Origin of the sequence: Helicobacter apodemus (genome assembly GCF_003097575.1) — a bacterium.
Lineage (GTDB): Bacteria > Campylobacterota > Campylobacteria > Campylobacterales > Helicobacteraceae > Helicobacter_D > Helicobacter_D apodemus.
Map to the genome: position 1 here is coordinate 392,737 of NZ_CP021886.1, position 19,349 is coordinate 412,085.

At 31.8% G+C, this 19,349-nt stretch carries 20 protein-coding genes; 12 read left to right on the forward strand and 8 right to left on the reverse strand.

All coding sequences use genetic code 11. The annotated features are described in order from the left end of the window. The first annotated feature begins 64 nt into the window (after positions 1 to 64). From CDV25_RS01875 to CDV25_RS01895, 5 genes are read left to right on the forward strand one after another with little or no spacing between them, the layout of a single operon-like run. A complete protein-coding gene (locus tag CDV25_RS01875) occupies positions 65 to 1,117 on the forward strand; it encodes a tetratricopeptide repeat protein (RefSeq protein ID WP_108910536.1) in 1,053 nt (350 codons plus the stop codon). Then, positions 1,092 to 1,520, forward strand: a complete 429-nt coding sequence (gene rnhA / locus CDV25_RS01880; protein ID WP_034553953.1) for a ribonuclease HI — start codon at positions 1,092 to 1,094, stop codon at positions 1,518 to 1,520. Before CDV25_RS01875 ends, rnhA begins: the two co-directional genes overlap by 26 nt. Positions 1,521 to 1,524: 4 nt before the next feature. Next, positions 1,525 to 2,199, forward strand: coding sequence for a ribonuclease III (gene rnc, locus CDV25_RS01885; protein ID WP_108910537.1), 675 nt, complete (start codon positions 1,525 to 1,527; stop codon positions 2,197 to 2,199). After that, positions 2,196 to 3,278 carry a chorismate synthase gene (gene aroC, locus CDV25_RS01890; protein ID WP_108910538.1) on the forward strand — a complete coding sequence of 361 codons (1,083 nt, stop codon included), beginning with the start codon at positions 2,196 to 2,198 and terminating at the stop codon, positions 3,276 to 3,278. The genes rnc and aroC overlap by 4 nt, the downstream gene beginning before the upstream one ends. Then, complete coding sequence (locus tag CDV25_RS01895; RefSeq protein WP_108910539.1) at positions 3,262 to 4,188, forward strand: hypothetical protein; 927 nt, start codon at positions 3,262 to 3,264, stop codon at positions 4,186 to 4,188. The genes aroC and CDV25_RS01895 overlap by 17 nt, the downstream gene beginning before the upstream one ends. Here the strand turns inward: CDV25_RS01895 and CDV25_RS01900 are convergent. The 5 genes from CDV25_RS01900 to CDV25_RS01920 all read right to left on the reverse strand — a co-directional run bounded on the left by CDV25_RS01900 (position 4,180) and on the right by CDV25_RS01920 (position 9,215). Then, positions 4,180 to 5,655: an SPM autocatalytic domain-containing protein gene (locus CDV25_RS01900; RefSeq protein WP_108910540.1), complete on the reverse strand. Its 1,476-nt coding sequence runs from the start codon at positions 5,653 to 5,655 to the stop codon at positions 4,180 to 4,182. The two genes, CDV25_RS01895 and CDV25_RS01900, sit on opposite strands and share 9 nt — an antisense overlap. A gap of 97 nt (positions 5,656 to 5,752) precedes the next feature. Then, on the reverse strand, positions 5,753 to 6,862 hold the full coding sequence (gene trmA, locus CDV25_RS01905; protein WP_108910541.1) for a tRNA (uridine(54)-C5)-methyltransferase TrmA: 1,110 nt from the start codon (positions 6,860 to 6,862) through the stop codon (positions 5,753 to 5,755). Between the two features lie 6 nt (positions 6,863 to 6,868). Further along, positions 6,869 to 7,630, reverse strand: a complete 762-nt coding sequence (gene fliP, locus CDV25_RS01910; RefSeq protein WP_034553944.1) for a flagellar type III secretion system pore protein FliP — start codon at positions 7,628 to 7,630, stop codon at positions 6,869 to 6,871. Then, a complete protein-coding gene (locus CDV25_RS01915; protein WP_108910542.1) occupies positions 7,627 to 8,442 on the reverse strand; it encodes a flagellar motor protein MotB in 816 nt (271 codons plus the stop codon). Before CDV25_RS01915 ends, fliP begins: the two co-directional genes overlap by 4 nt. Before the next feature lie 8 nt (positions 8,443 to 8,450). Next, positions 8,451 to 9,215, reverse strand: coding sequence for a motility protein A (locus tag CDV25_RS01920; RefSeq protein ID WP_034553940.1), 765 nt, complete (start codon positions 9,213 to 9,215; stop codon positions 8,451 to 8,453). 119 nt (positions 9,216 to 9,334) lie between these two features. Between CDV25_RS01920 and glmU the strand changes: the two genes are divergently transcribed. The 7 genes from glmU to CDV25_RS01955 are packed head-to-tail and all read left to right on the forward strand — an operon-like array spanning position 9,335 to position 16,580. After that, positions 9,335 to 10,648 carry a bifunctional UDP-N-acetylglucosamine diphosphorylase/glucosamine-1-phosphate N-acetyltransferase GlmU gene (gene glmU, locus CDV25_RS01925; protein ID WP_108910543.1) on the forward strand — a complete coding sequence of 438 codons (1,314 nt, stop codon included), beginning with the start codon at positions 9,335 to 9,337 and terminating at the stop codon, positions 10,646 to 10,648. A 53-nt stretch (positions 10,649 to 10,701) separates the two neighbouring features. Continuing rightward, positions 10,702 to 10,899: a sulfur carrier protein ThiS gene (gene thiS, locus CDV25_RS01930; protein WP_034555405.1), complete on the forward strand. Its 198-nt coding sequence runs from the start codon at positions 10,702 to 10,704 to the stop codon at positions 10,897 to 10,899. A 55-nt stretch (positions 10,900 to 10,954) separates the two neighbouring features. Continuing rightward, a complete protein-coding gene (gene argC / locus CDV25_RS01935) occupies positions 10,955 to 11,965 on the forward strand; it encodes an N-acetyl-gamma-glutamyl-phosphate reductase (RefSeq protein WP_108910544.1) in 1,011 nt (336 codons plus the stop codon). Continuing rightward, positions 11,955 to 12,692, forward strand: a complete 738-nt coding sequence (locus tag CDV25_RS01940) for a UDP-2,3-diacylglucosamine diphosphatase (RefSeq protein ID WP_108910545.1) — start codon at positions 11,955 to 11,957, stop codon at positions 12,690 to 12,692. Before argC ends, CDV25_RS01940 begins: the two co-directional genes overlap by 11 nt. Beyond that, a complete protein-coding gene (locus CDV25_RS01945; RefSeq protein ID WP_034554520.1) occupies positions 12,693 to 13,667 on the forward strand; it encodes a chemotaxis protein in 975 nt (324 codons plus the stop codon). Positions 13,668 to 13,695: 28 nt separating this feature from the next. Further along, positions 13,696 to 16,089, forward strand: coding sequence for a hybrid sensor histidine kinase/response regulator (locus CDV25_RS01950; protein WP_108910546.1), 2,394 nt, complete (start codon positions 13,696 to 13,698; stop codon positions 16,087 to 16,089). Next, on the forward strand, positions 16,089 to 16,580 hold the full coding sequence (locus CDV25_RS01955; RefSeq protein WP_108910547.1) for a chemotaxis protein CheW: 492 nt from the start codon (positions 16,089 to 16,091) through the stop codon (positions 16,578 to 16,580). Before CDV25_RS01950 ends, CDV25_RS01955 begins: the two co-directional genes overlap by 1 nt. Before the next feature lie 17 nt (positions 16,581 to 16,597). Here CDV25_RS01955 and CDV25_RS01960 read toward each other — a convergent pair whose 3' ends face one another. From CDV25_RS01960 to CDV25_RS01970, 3 genes are read right to left on the reverse strand one after another with little or no spacing between them, the layout of a single operon-like run. Next, entirely contained in the window at positions 16,598 to 17,578 is a 981-nt protein-coding gene (locus tag CDV25_RS01960) for a hypothetical protein (protein WP_239056390.1), read from the reverse strand. Further along, positions 17,575 to 18,699, reverse strand: coding sequence for a dihydropteroate synthase (gene folP, locus CDV25_RS01965; RefSeq protein ID WP_108910548.1), 1,125 nt, complete (start codon positions 18,697 to 18,699; stop codon positions 17,575 to 17,577). Before folP ends, CDV25_RS01960 begins: the two co-directional genes overlap by 4 nt. Positions 18,700 to 18,720: 21 nt before the next feature. Further along, positions 18,721 to 19,347, reverse strand: coding sequence for a DNA polymerase III subunit delta' (locus CDV25_RS01970; RefSeq protein ID WP_108910549.1), 627 nt, complete (start codon positions 19,345 to 19,347; stop codon positions 18,721 to 18,723). Positions 19,348 to 19,349: the final 2 nt, after the last annotated feature.

Here is a 19,349-nt window from a genome sequence, read left to right on the forward strand (position 1 = left end):
TAAGCTTATTATAGAATATTTGTTATAATTAAAAGATAATAATTAGTTGTTTTAAGGTTTATATTTGGAATTTTTAGAAAGTATTGAATACAGAGATCCACTTTTTGGAATCATAATCCTCATCTTTTGTATAGGATTAATTAGCCTTTTTGCTTATTATTGGAATTATATTATTAGTAAAAGGCAACACCAAAATCTATTAAAATTTATGAAAAACTTTGATTATATTGGCTTTGATAAAGAAATCAAAGAATTTTTAGCCTTAAACCCAAACCCTACTTCCTCACTCATTTTTATGGCAAAAACCTATCAAAAATGTGCAGATTATGAAAAAGCTATTCGCCTTTATAACACACTTTTAAGCTCTATTAAAAACCCCGTTGATAAAATCCCAATTTTAGAAGATTTAGGCGATGTTTATTATAAAGCTGGTTTTCCTTTGCGTTCTAAAGAAATTTATTTAGAGATTCTTTACCATTATCCACGATCCCCTAAAATCTTAAAATCTCTTATTAAAATCTATGAAGAGCTTGCATTATATCAAGATGCTCTTAATGCACTAGATTGTCTAGAGGAAATAGAGGGCAAAACAAAAATGCATCATCTTTATTTACAAACAAAAATTATTATCTCTAACCAAAATTCCACAGAAATAAAACCTGAAAAACTTGAAAAGCTCATTGAAGAGGAGCCTAAGTTATTACGTTTGGTTTTGAGTTTTTTTAAAGACTTCTATCCCTCTTATTTTTGGAGATTTATTCAAAATAAGTCCAAAGAGGAGATTTTTCAAATTTTAGATATTTTATGGAATCTTGAAAATAATGAACTTCCTAATGTAGCATTCCAAAACCCTATTCTAAACGATATTTTTCAAGCAAAAGGGTATTATCCTTTACAAAAAGGAACTAAAGTTTCCTTTGAATTAGAATCTTTATGCCTTTTACGCAAATACAGAAGTTATCAAGGGGATTTACAATTTAATTATTCTTGTAATTCTTGTAAAGCAATTAGCCCACTCTCTTTTGAAATTTGCCCGCATTGTGGAGAATTACTAAGCGCAAAAATTTTAGTTTTTATAAAAGAAAAATATGATGAAGAAAGTTACTCTTTTTTGTGATGGTTCATCTTTAGGGAACCCCGGAGCTGGTGGATGGTGTGCTATTTTATATTATAAACACCACCAAAAGATTCTAAGTGGTGGTGCAAGTAATGTAACTAATAACCAAATGGAACTTTCTGCACTTATTTTTGGGCTTGAATCCCTTAAAGAATCTTGTGAAGTCTTAGTTATTAGCGATTCAAAATATGTTTTAGATGGAATCTCTAAATGGTTACCTAATTGGATTAAAAAAGATTTTAAAAATGTCAAAAATCCAGAGCTTTGGAAGCATTTTTTAGAGGTTTCAAAATATCATAACCTACAAATACAATGGGTAAAAGGGCATAGCGGGCATAGCGAAAATGAGCTTTGTGATAAAATCGCTAAAGAAGAAGCCCTAAAAATTAAACAAAAGGGATGAGAAAATGCATTTAAAAAATTTTCAGCAAAGTTTAGGATATTCCTTTAAAAATACACAATTGTTAAAAGAAGCACTAACGCATAAAAGCACAAAAAAAGAAACGCATAATGAACGTTTGGAATTTTTAGGAGATGCAGTTTTAGATTTAATTATTGGGGAATTTTTATATAAAAAATTTCCGCATTCTCCAGAGGGAGAACTCTCTAAAATGCGTGCTTCTATCGTGAATGAAAAAGCTTTTGCTACTTTAGCAAAATATTTAAAAATTGGGGAATACCTTTATATCTCTAGTGCAGAAGAACAAAATAATGGGAGAGAAAAAGATTCTATTCTCTCTAATGCTTTTGAAGCAATTATGGGGGCAATTTATTTAGAAAACGGCTTAGAATCTGTGCAAAAATTAGTGCTTAATTTACTTGATAAAGTTTATACTATTTCCGATTTTAAGAATCTTTTTTATGACCATAAAACTAATCTACAAGAACTTACACAAGCTATTTTTGGGGTAATACCTGAATACATTGTTTTAGATTCTAAAGGACCTGATCATAATAAAGAATTTTTAGTAGGAGTTTTTATACAAGAGAAAGAATACGCAAAGGCTAGTGGAAAGAGCAAAAAAGAAGCACAACAAAATTGTGCGAAAATTGCTTTAGAAGTCTTAAAGGGACAACAATGAATACTTTCGGAGAATATTTAAGATTAACAACTTTTGGAGAAAGTCACGGAAAAGGAATTGGAGGGGTTTTAGATGGGCTTCCAGCGGGATTAAATATTGATGAATCTTTTATTGCGACTGAAATGGTTAGGAGACAAGGGGGAAGAAACTATTACTCCACCCAAAGAAAAGAGCCTGATAAAGTGGAGATTTTAAGTGGGGTCTTTGAGGGTAAAAGCACAGGAACGCCTTTAGGGTTTTTTATCCACAACACCTCTAGCAAAAGCAGTGATTATACTGCTTTAAAAGATATATTTCGTCCAGGACACGCAGATTTTACTTATTTTTACAAATATGGCATAAGGGATTATAGGGGAGGAGGACGCAGTAGTGCTAGAGAAAGTAGTGCTAGAGTAGCAGCAGGGGCTATCGCAAAACTCCTCTTAAAAGAATTCCAAATTACTCTAAGAAGTGGAATTCTTAGCATAGGAAATGTTACAGGAGAGGATATAGACTTTAATTTTGCTATCCAAAGTGAAATCTATGCTTTAGATAAAAAAGTAGAAGAACAACAAAAAGAAGCTATTACACAAGCTAGAAAAGCACATAATAGTATCGGTGGAGTAGCGATTGTGAGTGCTTTAAATGTTCCTATTGGGTTAGGCGAACCTCTTTATTATAAATTAGATTCTGCTATTGGGAGTTTAATGCTGGGGTTAAATGGAGTAAAAGCGGTTGAAATTGGGAGCGGTGTAGAATGCTCTAAAATGCGGGGCTCTCAACATAATGATGTGATTTATAAGGGGGGATTTGAAACTAATCATAGCGGAGGAATCTTGGGGGGAATTAGTAATGGTGATGAAATTTTGATTAAAATACATTTTAAACCAACCCCTAGTATTTTTATCCCACAAAACTCCCTTAACACTGCTAAAGAGGAGTGTTCTTGTATTATTAAAGGGAGGCACGACCCTTGCATTGCCATTCGTGGAAGTGTTGTGTGCGAATCAATGCTTGCTCTTATATTAGCAGATATGCTGCTCCTTAATAGTGCTTCAAAGCTAGAAAATCTCAAAAAAATCTATGCAAAAAACTCCTAAAAAAGCCCTTCTTTTTGCGGATAAAAAGTTAGGTATTGGTTTAGGTCATATGAGCCGCACTAAAGCATTAGCAAATTTATTAGAACAAAATCATTATCAAGCTAAAATCCTTGATTGCATATTCTTAGAATCGTTTAAGGAATCTTGTGATTTAATGAGTATTGATTCTTATACCTTACCTATAGATTCCTATTATCAAGCCACTTCTTTAGCAAGAGTTTGTATATTTTTTGATGATACATTAAGGCTACCCTACCCTAAGGGCATACTATTAAATGCCTCTTTAGGGGCAGACTTACAATCTTATAAAAACAAATACCCTAATCATACCTTATGGATAGGCAAGGGATATACACTTTTGCAAAAACCCTTTTTACAGCTCCTTAATACTCCTCATAAACTACATAAAACTATAAAAAATATTATGGTTACTTTAGGGGGTGCAGATATTTTGGGTTTAACCAAATGGCTTTGTGAAGAACTTTATACTTTCAATTCAAATTTTCAAATCCATTATATTCATAAAGATAAACATCTCTTTAAAAAAGCAAAAGGTTATAGCAATCTTAATGCTACACAAATGGCAAATTTATTCTCACAAATGGATCTTTGCATTTGTGCTTGTGGGCAAACGCTTAGTGAAAGCATTGCTTGTAAAGTCCCAACTTTAGGATTAGAAGTCGCTATCAATCAAAGAGCAAATTTAATAGGCTATGCAAATTGTATAGAAAGTATTAAGGAAGTTTGGACACTTGATAAAGAAGCATTAAAAACACAACTTTTACAAAGTATTATTAGACTTAAAGATCTCTCTTATAGAGAACTTTTAGTAAAAAGAGGGTTTCTCCTCTTTTGTGAAAATACTCAATGGAAAGAGGGTTTTAAAGCCCTAAAAGCCCTCTTAGAATAAAAGCCTAGAATAAGCAAAGGAATGAGAGCTTTTAAAAATACTCTTTTGCTGATTAACCTCTAAGGAATGAAAAATTAATGCATTGAGTTTAGAATAGTAGTCATCATCAAATTTTTTTGCTAATTGCTCTACGATATTCTCTCCTTTTTGGGTATTAGATTCAAAACTAAGAAAACTCTCTTCTAATTGATTCCACATTTTTGAAATTTCTTGAGTAACACCATTAGTGGCATTACTAAGTGCCTCTAAGGAAAAAGAATTGTTTTGTGAAAAACTTAAACTACTTTGTTGATTGCTTTGCACACTAGAAAGCGTGAAATGAAGGCTAATATTTTGAATATAAGCTTTGTTGGCAGAAGCTTGTAAGCCTTGAAAATTGAATTTATCATAAGAAGTTTGTAATTTTTTAGAATCTTCTTCATTATCTTTAGCGATTAAATCAATATGGTGAATTTGCCCTGCTCTACCATCATTAAATAAAAAATCTGCAGTTTTTTGTTTAATACCTAATAAGTCTCCCCCTTCTCCTCTCATCATCTCTTGAGCTTCTTTTGGGTTAAGATAAATCACACCAATACCTTTTTCTCCAAGACCAACTAGCTCTCCCTCACCCTTTGGGTTGGGAATCCAAATTCTTAGCTTGTCATAAATGGGATCGTTTTTATCAATTCTTCCATCTCTATTGGTATCATATTTTGCTAAATCTTTAAAACCATCTCCACTTTGAGTTCCAAAAAGCTCACTGCCATTATTAATAATTCCATCATTATTTTTATCTAAAGCTAAAAATCCTGAACCCTTCTTTAAAGTAGAGATTTGATCTTTTTTACCATCACTATCTAAATCAAAACTCATCGTAATATCACTAAGCTCTGTTCCATTTCCCTCATAATCAATAACCAAAGGATCAATAGGTTCATTGTATTTAGTGGGTTGTTGAATCCTATCATTTGTAGAATTAATTTGAAGATTTTGCATAAAACTTTGTGAGAAATGAATATTTATATTTAAATCTCTTTTTACCCCGTCTTTCCCTATAATGCTTCCTTGTATAGAAAGATCTAAAGATTGATAAAACCCCTGCTTAATACTTAATCCACTCCCTAAATTAAAGCTAGGACGACTAAAATTTTTATTCAATAAAGACTCTAAATCATCAAAAGAAGACTTAGAAGGATTAGCGTTCTTATTAGAAAATAATTTCTCCCAAATCTTTACCATTTCATTTTTTATTTCAGAGACTTTCCCTAATGCTTGATTAATAACTGCTTTTTGAAAATCCTCTAATTTTTGATTTGACAAATCTATTGAGGAGGAAATATTAGTTGCTTTTTGCCCTCCCTCTTTTTGATTAGTAATTTGTGGAACACTATTTGCTTCTTTTTTTGTAATCTCTTCTCCTAAAGCACTCTGGTTGGTCGTAATAAATGAGGCTTGTAGAGAAGAGAAGCGAATATTTGCTTCCATTGCTTCTCCTTGTTTTAAATAAATTAACATTGACTATATCGACATTTTATTAAAAAACTAAATCTTTTTACTAAGACCTTAAATCAATAATAAAAAATTATGAATTATTTTTAGATTTTAAAAGCACTCCACTTTCTAAATGTTGCGTATGGGGGAATTGATCAAAAAAGGCTAAAGCAGTAATTTGGTGTGTTTGCCTTAGAATCTCTAAATCTTTTAGGAGTGTAGCGGGATTGCAAGAGATATAAAATATCTGATTGAATTGCTGCAAAAATCGACAAACCCTCTCCCCTGCTCCACAGCGAGGTGGGTCTATTAAAATAGTGCTGAAAGTATATTCTTGCAAATTAATGGAATCTAATCGCCTAAATTTTCTTTGAAAGGTCAATGCTTCTATACACTCCTCTCCACTTAAACGCACAAATTCTATATTAGAAATTTTATTTTTAGAAGCTGCAAATTTTGCTGCTTGAATCGAAGTTTTAGAAATTTCAGTAGCCAGTATTTTTCTAAATTTTTGCGATAAAGGGAGGGTAAAATTCCCACAACCACAATACATTTCTAATAAATCTAAAGAATCTTTTTCTGCCTTAGACAAAATCCATTCAATCATTTTTACATTAATACTAGGATTTGGTTGTGTAAAACTCCCTTCATCATAACGATAAAAATAATATTTATCGGCAACCTCTAATTTCTCTATAACATAATCCCTATCTACAACTAGTTTAACTCCTCTGGAGCGACCAATTAATGCTATTTTCATCAAAAGCTTTTCTTCTAATATTTTCTTTAATTTTGTCGCTAAAATTAACCAAGATTGCTCAAGTCTCCTATGGTAAATAAAAGTTATTAATAGTTCATTTTGTTGTGTGGATAATATCTCTAAAGCAAAAAGCTTATTAATAAACTCCCTAAAATCTCTTTGGTGAAGAATGGGGTGCAAGACTTGTAAAAATTGTTGGATATTCAAAACCAAATTTGGGCAATTTTGTATGCAAACAAACTGCTTACCCTTACGCATAGTATAAAAAAACCCATTATCTTTATGGTAGATTCCTAATTCACAACGTGCTCTAAAACTACTCTCTGAAGATAAAAAAACTTCATAGGGATCAAAAGCAAGAGATTTTGCGACTAAAGCTATTTTATCCTCTAAAGGATATTCTATACAACCCCCACAAATTCCCAAATAATCACAAGTCATAAAATATTAATGAAAACTTTGCACGAGGTTTATTGTTAAGAGATTAAACCCATCTACTAAAATAAAAATTAAAATTTTAAAAGGTAGAGAAATCATTGTTGGTGGTAACATCATCATACCCATAGCCATTAAAATAGAGCTAATTACCATATCAATTACCAAAAAGGGTAAATATAATAAAAATCCAATTTGAAAAGCGGTTTTCATTTCACTAATAATAAAAGCAGGTAGAACTATACTTAAAGGGACATCATCGACACTTTGGGGATTCTCCATTCCCCTAATACGATAAAAAATGGCTAAATCTTTAGGTCTAGTATTTCTAATCATAAAATCTTTAAAGGGGGCTGCTGCAAGCACAAAGGCTTCATCATAAGGTATTTCTTTGGCAACATAAGGCTTAATGCCTTTTTCATAAGCCTCTTTTGCGATAGGTTCCATAATAAAAATTGTTAAAATCAATGCAAAAGAAACTAAAAGTTGTGTAGGGGGAGATTGTTGCGTTCCCATAGCGGTGCGTAAGAAAGAAAATACAATAAGAATCCTAGCAAAACTTGTAGCCATTAAAATAAATGAAGGTGCTAAAGCTAGTAAGGTGAGAATAACGACAATATTTAGGGTCGTTACTAAATCTCCTGGCTCTGTTGGCACTCCTAGTGTTAAATTTACCATTGGAATTGTAGGAGTTTCTGGAAGTTCAGGTGGTGCAGCTAACAGAAAAGATGGGAAAATTTCAATTAATAACCATAAAGAAAAAAATAGCTTCATAAAGTCTCATTTGGGTTGTTGGTTGGGATATTGCTTTCCCGTTGTTGTATAGTTTTTTCTAAAATATTTTGATTTTTATGCAAAGATCTATTATCAGGATAAAATCTAAACTCTACACGACGATTAGTGGCACGATTCTCCTCATTAATATTGGGAAATACAAAATTATTGGCTCCACCCCCTAATGCGGTTATTTTTTGTGGATTTACATTATTTTGCATAAGAATCCTACTAACACTTGCAGCCCTTAATGCACTTAAGCCTAAATTATCTTGATATTGTGCGGTGGGTTTAACTACTCTATCATCGGTATATCCAATAACATCCATATGAGTATTAGGTGGAATTTTTTGTAAAATTAGAGCAAGTCTTTTTAAAAATAAAATCTCATCAGCACTAGTAACATTATAATCATCAGGTTTAAAAAGTAATTTTCCATGAAACCTTAAAATAAATCCTTCAGTCCCATTATCAATAATACTAGAGGGACCTAAAGAAACTTTTACATTTTCTTTAAAATCTAAAATCTCACTTTCTATTTTTTTAACTTCTTCTGTGGTTTCTGGATCTTCTACCATATCAGCTTGTTGTTGAATCCTTGTATTATCAACTTCTATCTTAATGCCACCACTTAAAAGGCTTAATGCACCATCAACACTACCTTCGGCTTCTGATAACTTTTTAGCATCAAAGGTAACCATTGAAAGCAATAAAATAAAAAAAGTAAGGATTAAAGTAACCATATCCCCATAAGTTCCAAGCCATAAGGGTAAGACATTAGGGCAATCACAAGGTGGACAACGTTTTGCCATATTATCTCTTACTCAAACGAACTTACGCGTTGATTAGGGGGTAAAAAGGTCAAGAGTTTTGTTTCTAAAGAGCGTGGATTATCTCCGGCTTGAATTGACATAACTCCTTCAATAACAAGAAGTTGCACAAGTGCTTCATCATTAGCCCTAACGACTAAAATATTAGCAATAGGTGCTCCTAAAATATTTCCAATAAATGAACCATAAAAAGTCGTTAAAAGGGCAACAGCCATAGCAGGTCCAATAGATGCAGGATCAGACATATTTAAAAGCATTGCCACTAATCCAATAAGTGTCCCAAGCATTCCATATGCCCCTGCATAAGAACCCCAAGTATCAAATAATCCGGCATTAGTTTTATGGCGATCTAGAGTTCTATCCATTTCAATCTCTAACAAATCCCGAATACTATCAGGTTCTGCCCCATCAATTGCCATACCAAGCCCTTTACGCAAAAATGAATTTTCTTCTTGATTAACTTGTTGCTCTAAAGATAATATCCCATCTCTTCTTGCTTGGGTGGAATAATCTACCAACCTTTTAATTAATGCTGGAACATCAAAAGTTTGTGGTTTAAAAGCAATCATAAAAAAAGCAACACTTTTTTTCATCGTTTCCATTTTATAAGCAATAAATAAACTTGTAATTGATCCCCCAACTGTAATCAAAATGGAGGGAGGATCCAAATAAGGTGCAATTCCTACCCCAAGCATCATCGCCGTTCCAAGCAAGATAAGTGATAATGACATACCAATAACCGTTGCTATATCCATCGCTAAAATCCCTTATAAAAATATTCAAATTACTTTAATGACTATAAAGATTTAATTTTAAAATTTATTGTGTTAAAATCTTATTAAATTTTTCTAACTAAAGTATGGACTTCAATTCTATGAAAAATACTTCTTTATCAATTATTATCTTAGCTGCTGGAAAAGGCAAAAGAATGCAATCACAAACCCCAAAAGTTTTGCATAAAATTTGCGGAAGGGAAATGCTTTATTTTAGTATAAAAGAAGCCTTAAAATTAAGTGATGATGTGAGTATTGTTGTAGGCTTTGAAGCTAAAAAGATTCAAGCAAAAATGAAAGAATACTTTGGCAATAATATTGTCTTTTTAGAACAGGATTTAAAGAATTATCCCGGCACTGGCGGAGCGTTAAAAAATTATCATCCAAAATACCAAAAAGTATTAGTATTAAATGGGGATATGCCCTTAATCCAATCTGAAGATTTAGAAAAGTTTGTTTCTATGCAATCTGATATTATTATGAGTGTTTTAGATTCCCCTAATACCTATGGATATGGTAGAGTTGTTATAAATAATGGAGAGGTTTTAGAAATCATTGAAGAAAAAGATGCTAGTGCAGAAATTTTAAATTTAAGCACTCTTAATGGTGGTATTTACTGCTTTAGTAAAAGTATTTTAGAAGATTATCTCCCCAAACTTCAAAATAATAACGCACAAAAGGAATATTATCTCACAGATGTTATTTCTCTTGCTAAAAAAGATTCTAAAAAAATCACGCCTATTTATGGAAAAATAGAAAATTTTAAAGGTGTCAATGATAAGCTAGATTTAGCTAAAGCAGAAGAAATACTCGGTAATAGGATTAAAGAATATTGGCTTAAAAAAGGCGTTAGAATGAATCTTATAAATACCATTTATATTGAAGATTCTGTAACCTTTGAAGGAGAATGCGTTATAGAAAATGGAGTAAGTATTTATGGGGATAGCAAGATTATTAACTCTCATATCAAAGCTCATAGCATCATTGAATCAAGTATTATTGAAAATAGCGATATAGGACCCTTAGCACATTTAAGACCACAAAGCATACTTAAAAAAACTCATATTGGTAATTTTGTCGAAATTAAAAAATCTACACTTAGTGGAGTTAAAGCCGGGCATTTAAGTTATATCGGAGATAGTGAGATTGATATAGGGACAAATATCGGAGCAGGATTTATCACTTGTAATTATGATGGCAAAGATAAACATTTAACAAAGATTGGAAAAAATGTATTTATTGGGAGCGATACTCAAGTAGTATCCCCAATTTGTATTGAAGATAATTGCATCATTGGGGCAGGAAGCACCGTTAGAAAAGATATAAAAGAAGGAGAATTGTTTTTAACAAGGGGCGAGGAGGTAAGAAAAAAAGGGTTTTTTTATGATTTTTTTAAGAAAAAAAGCATAGAATAATTTTCATTAAACACTACAAACACTATCCAAAGTACAAAAATAAGGAGTTTTATATGCAAGTTAGATTAAATGGAAAAAATATCTCAACACAAACAACAACTCTACTTCATCTCTTACAAGAATACAAAATTGACACTAAAAGCATTGCTGTTGCCATTAATTTAGAAGTTATTAAACGAGATAAATGGGATACTCACTCTCTCAAAGAAGGTGATACTATTGAATGTTTAACATTTTTAGGAGGGGGGTGATCAATCATAAATTTCAAACTACCCTATAAACTTAAAAATCATTTAAGGAAAAATAATGAAAATTGCTGCTTCTATTATTGGAGCTGGAGGTTATACAGGGCTAGAGCTTATAAAGCTACTTATTAATCACCCCATTTTTGAACTCGTATCTATTTATGGCACAGAATATCATGAAGAATTAAGCACCCTTTATCCTAGTTTTAAAAAAATTCTTTCAATGCCAGTTTTACAGACCAATATCCAAAGTATTGTTCAAAGTTCTAAGGTTGTTTTTCTAGCATTGCCCCATCAAAAAGCTATGGAATACATTAAAATACTCTCAAAACACGAAATTAAAATTATTGATTTATCAGCAGATTATCGATTATCTCTTAATCAATATGAAGCTTTTTACACACGACATCTTGATGCAGAAAATCTTAACAATGCTATTTATGGTCTCCCAGAATACAACCGCTCTTTGATTGCTAAAAGTAACTTAATAGCAAATCCAGGTTGCTACCCAACAGCTTCACTTTTAGCCATATTGCCTTTTATTCCTTATTTAGATAGCACACAGACGCTTTATATTGATGCAAAAAGTGGCGTAAGTGGAGCGGGTAAAAAACTTGCTTATACCTCACATTTTGTAAATATTAATGAAAACCTCTTTGCATATTCTCCTATTACTCATAGGCATTCACCTGAAATTGATGAACAAATCACAAAGATCACCAAGACTTCTATCAAAATCCTTTTTGTCCCCCACCTTATCCCGCTTACTAGAGGAATGCTTGTCTCCATTTATGCTAGACTCAAAGACATTATTAACCCCTTAGAAATACTCCAACAACATTATAAAGAAGAAAAATTTATTAGAATCTGTGATTATTGTGTCCAAATTAAAAATGTTGTAGGAACGCATTTTTGTGATATTTATGCCAAAAATGATGGGAAGGATTTATTTATTACTGCAAGTATTGATAATCTTTTACGAGGTGCTAGCTCACAAGCAGTAGCTAATGCAAATTTAATGTGTGGTTTAGAAGAGACTTTAGGTTTGCCAAAAATTGCCTATGTTCCCTAATCTTATAACTATTAAAGAAAATGCTATATTTATTGCCGATTCTCATCATCATAGCCTTTATCGTAATACTTTAGATAAATTTTTTCAATCTCTCCTGCTTCTCCCTAGAAGACAAATCTTTTTAATGGGAGATATTTTTGATTTTTTAGTTGGTGATATTTCTCAATGCTTAAAAGATAATCAAAAAACACTAAATATTTTAGAGCAACTTGCCTTAAAACATGAAATCTATTATTTAGAGGGAAATCACGATTTTCTCCTACAAACAATCCCTGCTTTTAAAAATATTCGTTGTTTTTCTATCCAATCTCAACCTATTTGCTGTTTTTTAAACCAAAACAAAGTTTATTTAGCCCACGGGGATATTCTCTTATCGTGGCATTATAGATTTTACACAATGTTAATACGCCAAAAAATCACTATTAAATTTTTACATCTCTTTAAAAACATCCTTTATCCTTTCTTAATTAATCATTTAAAGAAAAAAACGCTAAAAGAATCCTCTAAGGATTCTTCACATTTCATTACTCAAAGAATCTTAAATTATATTAAGCAATACAATATTCAACAACATTCTTATATTATTGAAGGGCATTTTCATCTTAATAAAAATCTAAATTTTCATACTATGAACTATATTGGACTACCTCTTTTTGCTTGTAAAAAAAAATATTTTGTTGTAGAATATGAGAATAATTACCTATCCTTAAAAATGAAGGAGTTTTAGTTGGCAAGTTTTGAAAAACAAGATACTTTAAAAGCAAGCAGTAATGAAATAGAGCTTGTTGATTTTCGAATTTATAAATTAGAGAAAGGTAAAATTTATGAAGGAATTTATGGGATTAATGTCGCTAAAGTTAATGAGATTATCCGCCTACCACACTTAACTGAATTACCTGGTGCACCTGAATATATTGAAGGTATTTTTGATTTACGTGGGATTGTCATTCCTGTGATTAACCTTGCAAAATGGATGCATGTGGAAGTCCCAAAAAACAAAAAGATTAAGCCTCGTGTTATTATAGCAGAGCTCAATGATATTGTAATTGGCTTTATTGTTCATGAGGCAAAACGTATTCGAAGAATCAATTGGAAAAATATAGAACCCGCTAATTTTAGCTCCTCATCTAGCACAAATTCAAAATTAGATAAGGGAAAAATTACAGGTATTACACGAATTGATGGAGGGGAAGAAGTTTTACTAATTCTTGATTTAGAAAGTATCATTCAAGATTTAGGTCTTTACCGCCCAGAAATTAACGCTGATCGCAGTTATACACAATTTGGAGGTTTGGCGCTAATTTTAGATGATAGTGCAATTGCACGAAAAATTACCAAAGAATTTTTAGAAAAAATGGGCTTTGATGTTACAGAAGCTAATGATGGAGAGGCTGGTTTAGAAAAACTTGAAAAACTTTATGAAAATTATGGTGAAAAACTTTCGCAATTCCTAAAAGTTATCATTTCGGATATTGAAATGCCAAAAATGGATGGTTTTCATTTTGCCAAAAAGGTTAAAGAAGACCCAAGATTTGCTAAATTTCCTATTATCTTTAGTTCCTCTATTAGTGATAAATTTAGTAAAGAAAAAGGTGAAAAAGCAGGAGGAGAATCTTATCTTGTGAAATTTGATGGAAATAAACTTCACGATGAGATTTCAAAAATTGTTAGTAAATATGATAAAGAATTAGAAAAGTTCTAATTTATATCTTTAAAAGAAAGGGATTTATATGGATGAAATGCAAGAAATAATGGAAGACTTTTTAATCGAAGCATTTGAAATGATTGAACAGCTCGATCAAGATTTAGTTGAGTTAGAAACTAGACCAGAGGATTTAGATTTACTCAATAGAATTTTTAGAGTTGCTCATACTATTAAAGGTTCAGGTTCATTTCTAAACTTTTCAGTTCTTACTCATCTTACACACCATATGGAAGATGTTTTAAACAAAGCAAGACACGGGGAATTAACAATTACTCCTGATATTATGGATATTGTTTTAGCTTCTATAGATTTTATGAAAAAACTTCTTAATGCAATCCGTGATACAGGAACAGATGCAAATACAGGTTTAGATTCAGATATTGCTGTAGTTGTAGAAAAACTTGATGCCATATCAAAAGGAGAATCGCTATCAACTCAGCCTGCAGTAGAATCTCCAGCTGCTGATACTATACCCATAGAAGAAGAGCCTGAACTTGATTATGCCAATATGTCTCCAGAGGAAATCGAAAAAGAGATTGATCGACTACTTAGTAAGCGTCAAGAAGAAGATAAAAGAAAAAGGCAGCAAAAAAAAGCAGAGGGCAAGGGCGAAGAAATTCAAGCTCCAGCAGAAATTAAAGAAAATGCTCCAGTTACTCCTGAACCCGAAATCGCTACTGCTACACCAGTAGCATCCACTCCTGCAAAGCCTGTAGCTACTACAAAAGCCCCCCCTAAAACAACAACTCCATCACAAGACACTAAAGCTCCTGCTACTGCTGTTGAACAGACTATTCGGGTTGATGTTAAAAGGTTAGATAGCTTAATGAATCTTATTGGTGAGCTTGTATTAGGAAAGAATCGACTGATCAAAATCTACAATGATGTAGAAGAGCGGTATGAGGGAGAGAAGTTCTTAGAAGAACTTAATCAAGTTGTAGCAAGTGTTTCTATGGTAACAACTGATATTCAATTAGCAGTTATGAAAACAAGAATGTTACCTATTGGGAGAGTTTTTAATAAATTTCCAAGAATGGTTAGGGATCTCTCAAGAGAGGTTGGTAAAAACATTGAACTTATCATTAGCGGAGAAGAAACAGAACTAGATAAATCTATCGTTGAAGAAATAGGTGACCCTCTTGTGCATTTGATTAGAAACGCTTGTGATCACGGAATAGAAACCAAAGAAGAAAGGGTTGCTGCGGGAAAAAGTGAGCAAGGGACTGTGGAATTAAAAGCTTATAATGAGGGGAATCATATCGTTGTTGAAATAAAAGATGATGGAAAAGGAATGGATCCAGAAGCTCTCAAAGTTAAAGCAATTGAAAAAGGACTTATTAGCGAAAAAGAAGCAGATACTATGAGTGATAAGGAGGCTTATTCTTTAATTTTCAAAGCTGGTTTCTCCACAGCAAAAGTCGTTACAAATATTAGCGGACGTGGTGTTGGTATGGATGTTGTAAAGACCAATATTGAAAAACTTAATGGTATTATTGATGTAGAAAGTGCTTTTGGAGAAGGCACCACTTTAAAACTCAAAATTCCTCTTACACTTGCTATTATTCAATCTTTACTAGTTGGTGTGCAAGAAGAATATTACGCTATTCCGCTTGCTTCTGTTATTGAAACTGTTAGAATCTCTCAAGATGAAATTTACACGGTAGAAAACAAAAGTGTTTTAAGACTTAGAAATGAAGTGCTTCCACTTGTGAGATTAGCAGATATTTTTGGGGTCAATGCTGTTCTTGATAATTCTGAACAAGCCTATGTTGTAGTAATTGGTCTTGCGGAAAATAAAATAGGAGTAATTGTTGATTTTCTCATTGGGCAAGAAGAAGTTGTTATTAAATCACTTGGCTCTTATCTCAAAGGAACTGAAGGAATTGCTGGTGCAACTATTCGAGGAGATGGTAGAGTAACGCTTATTGTAGATATTGCAGCAATGATGCAGATGGCAAAACAAGTTAAAGTTAGCATTAGTAATCTCATACAAGAAAATGAATCTAAAAAAGGAAAAAGTGCTCCTAGCGATTACCAAGTTTTAATTGTGGATGATTCAATGACTGATAGGGCTATTATGAAAAAATCCCTTAAACCTCTAGGAATTACTTTAACAGAAGCCACAAATGGGGTAGAAGCACTAGATATAGTTAAAAATGGAGATAAAACTTTTGATGCTATTTTAATTGATATTGAAATGCCTAAAATGGACGGCTATACATTAGCGGGTGAAATTAGGAGATACGCTAAGTTTAAAAATCTACCACTTATTGCCGTTACAAGTAGGACAAGCAAAACTGATAGAATGCGTGGAGTTGAATCAGGTATGACAGAATACATTACCAAGCCCTATTCTCCAGAATACTTAATGAATGTTGTAAAAAGAAATATCAAATTTACTATGGAGGTAACTGAATAATGAGTAATCAATTACAAGATGTTCTACAAAAACAACAAGAGCAAAAAAAACCAGCTGCAGAGAATGAAGATGTTATTCAACTTGTAGCTTTTGTTGTAGGCTCTGAAGAATTTGCTTTACCCATCTTAACTATTCAAGAGATTATCAAACCTTTTGAATATACTAGAGTTCCAGGAGTTCCAAATTATGTTTTAGGTGTATTTAATATGCGTGGTTGGGTTATTCCTTTGATTAATTTACGTCTCAAGTTTGGATTACCTTTTGAAAAACCGACAGAGGATACACGTTATATTGTTATTAAAATTCAAGAAGAGAGAGCTGGATTTGTTATTGATAGATTGACAGAAGCTGTAAGAATTAAAGAATCAGATGTAGATCCCACTCCTGAAACCATTAGTCAAGATGAAAGCCTAATTTATGGAGTAGGCAAAAAAGATGATAGGTTAATTACTATTTTACGACCTGAAGAGCTTCTAAAACGTACTTTTTAGACTTTCTATTGTTAGAATTATTTAGGCTTATGATTTCGTAGTAAAATATTATATCTTTGTTGTAAAATCGGATTATTAGAAAGGTCAAAATTATCAATAATCTTTTTTACATCTCTTTCATCCAACAAATCTAGAGCTTCTTTTAATAGGATACTAAAAGCTAATTCATCTTCACTATTAACAATTTCAGCAAATTTCTTTGTATAATCCTTAATTAATGTTTTTTCTTCATTTTCCCTATCTTTATCCTTTAGCAAAACCGCTTCTATATTTCTTAAAACAACAATTTTTTTATTTTTAAGAACAGCCTTTTTATAAGCATTGGTTAAAGACATAATACGTTCTATAATCTGATTCTTTTTATCTTCATCTTCATAATATTCCTCATAATTCTCATATAAAAAATCAGGGAAATAATCATGAATAATTTCAAATTTAAGTTGGGATATTTTAGTAAATTTGCTTTGATTATTATTTTTTTTCATTGTATGAATAATATCTCTTAAAAAAGCAATATCCTCTCGTTTTTTACTATAAATGCTCATTTGTTCATATTGTTCTTCAGGTGGATATTCCCTACATAATTCTTCTATTTCTTCTAATAAACTTTCTTGGTAGTATCTATACACTAATTCTATAATCTGTGTTATTTGTTTATAATACTTTTCGCTAACTTGGGACAAAACTAATTCGACAGCTTCATTCATTCCATAAAAAGCAAAGATTTTTTCAATAGCTTCATAAAGTGTAAAAAAATCTATTTCTTCTTTTATAGCGTGGGATATATTCTCTAATTCCTTGCTAATATACTCACTTGTATTATCAGAAATAATCTCCACTTGCTTCTCGCTAGGCATCATTTCTAAAAACTCTAAGATTCTATTTTTACTGATTTTTTTTGATAATTGAATAAGCTCTCTTGTTGACATTACTTCTAAGGTTGCTTTAGAATACCCATAATTAGATAATTGGTAAATCATCTCTTTTCGTTCAATCAATGTAACTCCTGCCAAACCCTTAAGGCTTGAATATGTTCTTTGGTATCGTGGCACCGAATAATATTAGCCCCATTATTGAGTGCTTCTAAATGAATGGCTAAAGTGCCAGCTAAACGCTCATTAACATTAGATGGAATAATTTTATCAATCATAGATTTACGACTAGCACCTACTAAAAGTGGATAACCAAAATGAAAAAAATGCTTCAAATGCTTGATTAGTTCGCAGTTATGCTCTAAGGTTTTTCCAAACCCAATCCCGACATCTAATATAATATGTGTGTTTCCATTTTTATAAAGTTTTTCTATTTGTCGCATAAAAAAACTATCAATTTCTAAAAATAAATTTTCATATTGCGGATTATATTGCATTTCTTTAGGATTTCCTTGCATATGCATAATCACACATTCACATTCATAACCACGAACAGCTTCAAGCATTTTTGGGTTTGTAAATCCTGTAATATCATTAACCACGCAAAAACCATTTTCTAAACAAAGCCTTGCAACTTCTGGAGTGTAAGTATCAATACTAAATTTTACCTTTTTTATTAAATTTTCTGCAACAATGAATTCTACAATAGGTTTAATCCTACTCCTCTCTTCCTCTGCACTTATCCAAGCACTTCCAGGACGAGTAGAAGCACCACCAATATCAATAATATCAACACCCTCCTCTATCATTTCTAAGATTCGTTTTCTAGCACTTTGTAAGTTTTGTCTGGAATATTCATAAAAACTATCAGGGGTTACATTAATAACCCCCATAATACCAAAAGGATATTCTAATTCTTTGAAGTGCTTCTTAATTACTAAAGCAAGATTTTTTAACCCAAAAGGTTGAATTTGCAACTTTTTTAAAAGCACTTTAGCTTGAGATTTGGTAATCATCAAAATCCCATCATAAAACTCTTTAGCATAGACTATGGCATCTTTTGGGAGAGCAAAATCTCCTCCACAAGCTAAAGCTTCTTGTTTAAGAATATTTGCTGCAGGTGCCTTAATACCATAAAGATAAAAACTAAAAATCTCACCTTTTAAGGAGAGTATCTCATAACCTATTCCATCACAATGAAGTTTTTTTAATTCCTTTTTGCAGTTTTTTAATCGCTTCACAAACATATTATTCCCTAATGATGACTTCTAAAGTTTAAAATTTCTTTGTTTAACTTTTAAAATCATCAATAATAACACTAATAAAATATTATGATGTTTTTCTTTTTGGCTATCCCACACTAGAGCTTCTTCAAATACCCTATGTTCTTGCTCATTAAAAAATAGCCCACTTTTAATACAATCCATATATAAAGCTTCAATCTCTGATTTTCTCTCACTGCTCCCAAACTCTTTTTGCCTTTCTTTTAAAAAATCATAAACTTTTTGGAGATTTAAAGTTTGAATCTCTAAAGGAAATGGGGGTAAAGGAGTTTTTTGTATTTTATTCATAATAGGGATTCTTGAACGTATTGTTGGCAATAATAAAGATTTCATTTTTGTAAAGAGGATAAAAATAATTTGGCTTGGTGGCTCCTCTAAAACCTTTAAAAGAGCATTTTGCGCAGGAATATTAAAGCTATTTGCGGCAATTAAAAGTGTCTTTATTCCATTACTTGCAATATAACTCTCATCAATAATAGCCCTAGCTATTTCTATATTCAAATCCTCTGCACAAAAAAGTCTAAAAAACTGGGGATTATTATTCTCATAATAAATATTTGCTTCTTCTATGGGGTTTTTAGTCAATAAAATATGGCTAAAAGGATATTGCATAT

Excerpts from the sequence above, each read along its gene's own strand:
- folP (WP_108910548.1), bottom strand. The coding sequence starts at position 18,699 with ATGTTTGTGAAGCGATTAAAAAACTGCAAAAAGGAATTAAAAAAACTT.
- CDV25_RS01940 (WP_108910545.1), top strand. The coding sequence starts at position 11,955 with ATGTTCCCTAATCTTATAACTATTAAAGAAAATGCTATATTTATTGCC.
- rnc (WP_108910537.1), top strand. The coding sequence starts at position 1,525 with ATGCATTTAAAAAATTTTCAGCAAAGTTTAGGATATTCCTTTAAAAAT.
- fliP (WP_034553944.1), bottom strand. The coding sequence starts at position 7,630 with ATGAAGCTATTTTTTTCTTTATGGTTATTAATTGAAATTTTCCCATCT.
- CDV25_RS01950 (WP_108910546.1), top strand. The coding sequence starts at position 13,696 with ATGGATGAAATGCAAGAAATAATGGAAGACTTTTTAATCGAAGCATTT.
- CDV25_RS01955 (WP_108910547.1), top strand. The coding sequence starts at position 16,089 with ATGAGTAATCAATTACAAGATGTTCTACAAAAACAACAAGAGCAAAAA.
- CDV25_RS01920 (WP_034553940.1), bottom strand. The coding sequence starts at position 9,215 with ATGGATATAGCAACGGTTATTGGTATGTCATTATCACTTATCTTGCTT.
- CDV25_RS01895 (WP_108910539.1), top strand. The coding sequence starts at position 3,262 with ATGCAAAAAACTCCTAAAAAAGCCCTTCTTTTTGCGGATAAAAAGTTA.
- trmA (WP_108910541.1), bottom strand. The coding sequence starts at position 6,862 with ATGACTTGTGATTATTTGGGAATTTGTGGGGGTTGTATAGAATATCCT.
- CDV25_RS01900 (WP_108910540.1), bottom strand. The coding sequence starts at position 5,655 with ATGGAAGCAAATATTCGCTTCTCTTCTCTACAAGCCTCATTTATTACG.
- CDV25_RS01915 (WP_108910542.1), bottom strand. The coding sequence starts at position 8,442 with ATGGCAAAACGTTGTCCACCTTGTGATTGCCCTAATGTCTTACCCTTA.
- aroC (WP_108910538.1), top strand. The coding sequence starts at position 2,196 with ATGAATACTTTCGGAGAATATTTAAGATTAACAACTTTTGGAGAAAGT.
- glmU (WP_108910543.1), top strand. The coding sequence starts at position 9,335 with ATGAAAAATACTTCTTTATCAATTATTATCTTAGCTGCTGGAAAAGGC.
- argC (WP_108910544.1), top strand. The coding sequence starts at position 10,955 with ATGAAAATTGCTGCTTCTATTATTGGAGCTGGAGGTTATACAGGGCTA.
- rnhA (WP_034553953.1), top strand. The coding sequence starts at position 1,092 with ATGAAGAAAGTTACTCTTTTTTGTGATGGTTCATCTTTAGGGAACCCC.
- CDV25_RS01970 (WP_108910549.1), bottom strand. The coding sequence starts at position 19,347 with ATGCAATATCCTTTTAGCCATATTTTATTGACTAAAAACCCCATAGAA.
- thiS (WP_034555405.1), top strand. The coding sequence starts at position 10,702 with ATGCAAGTTAGATTAAATGGAAAAAATATCTCAACACAAACAACAACT.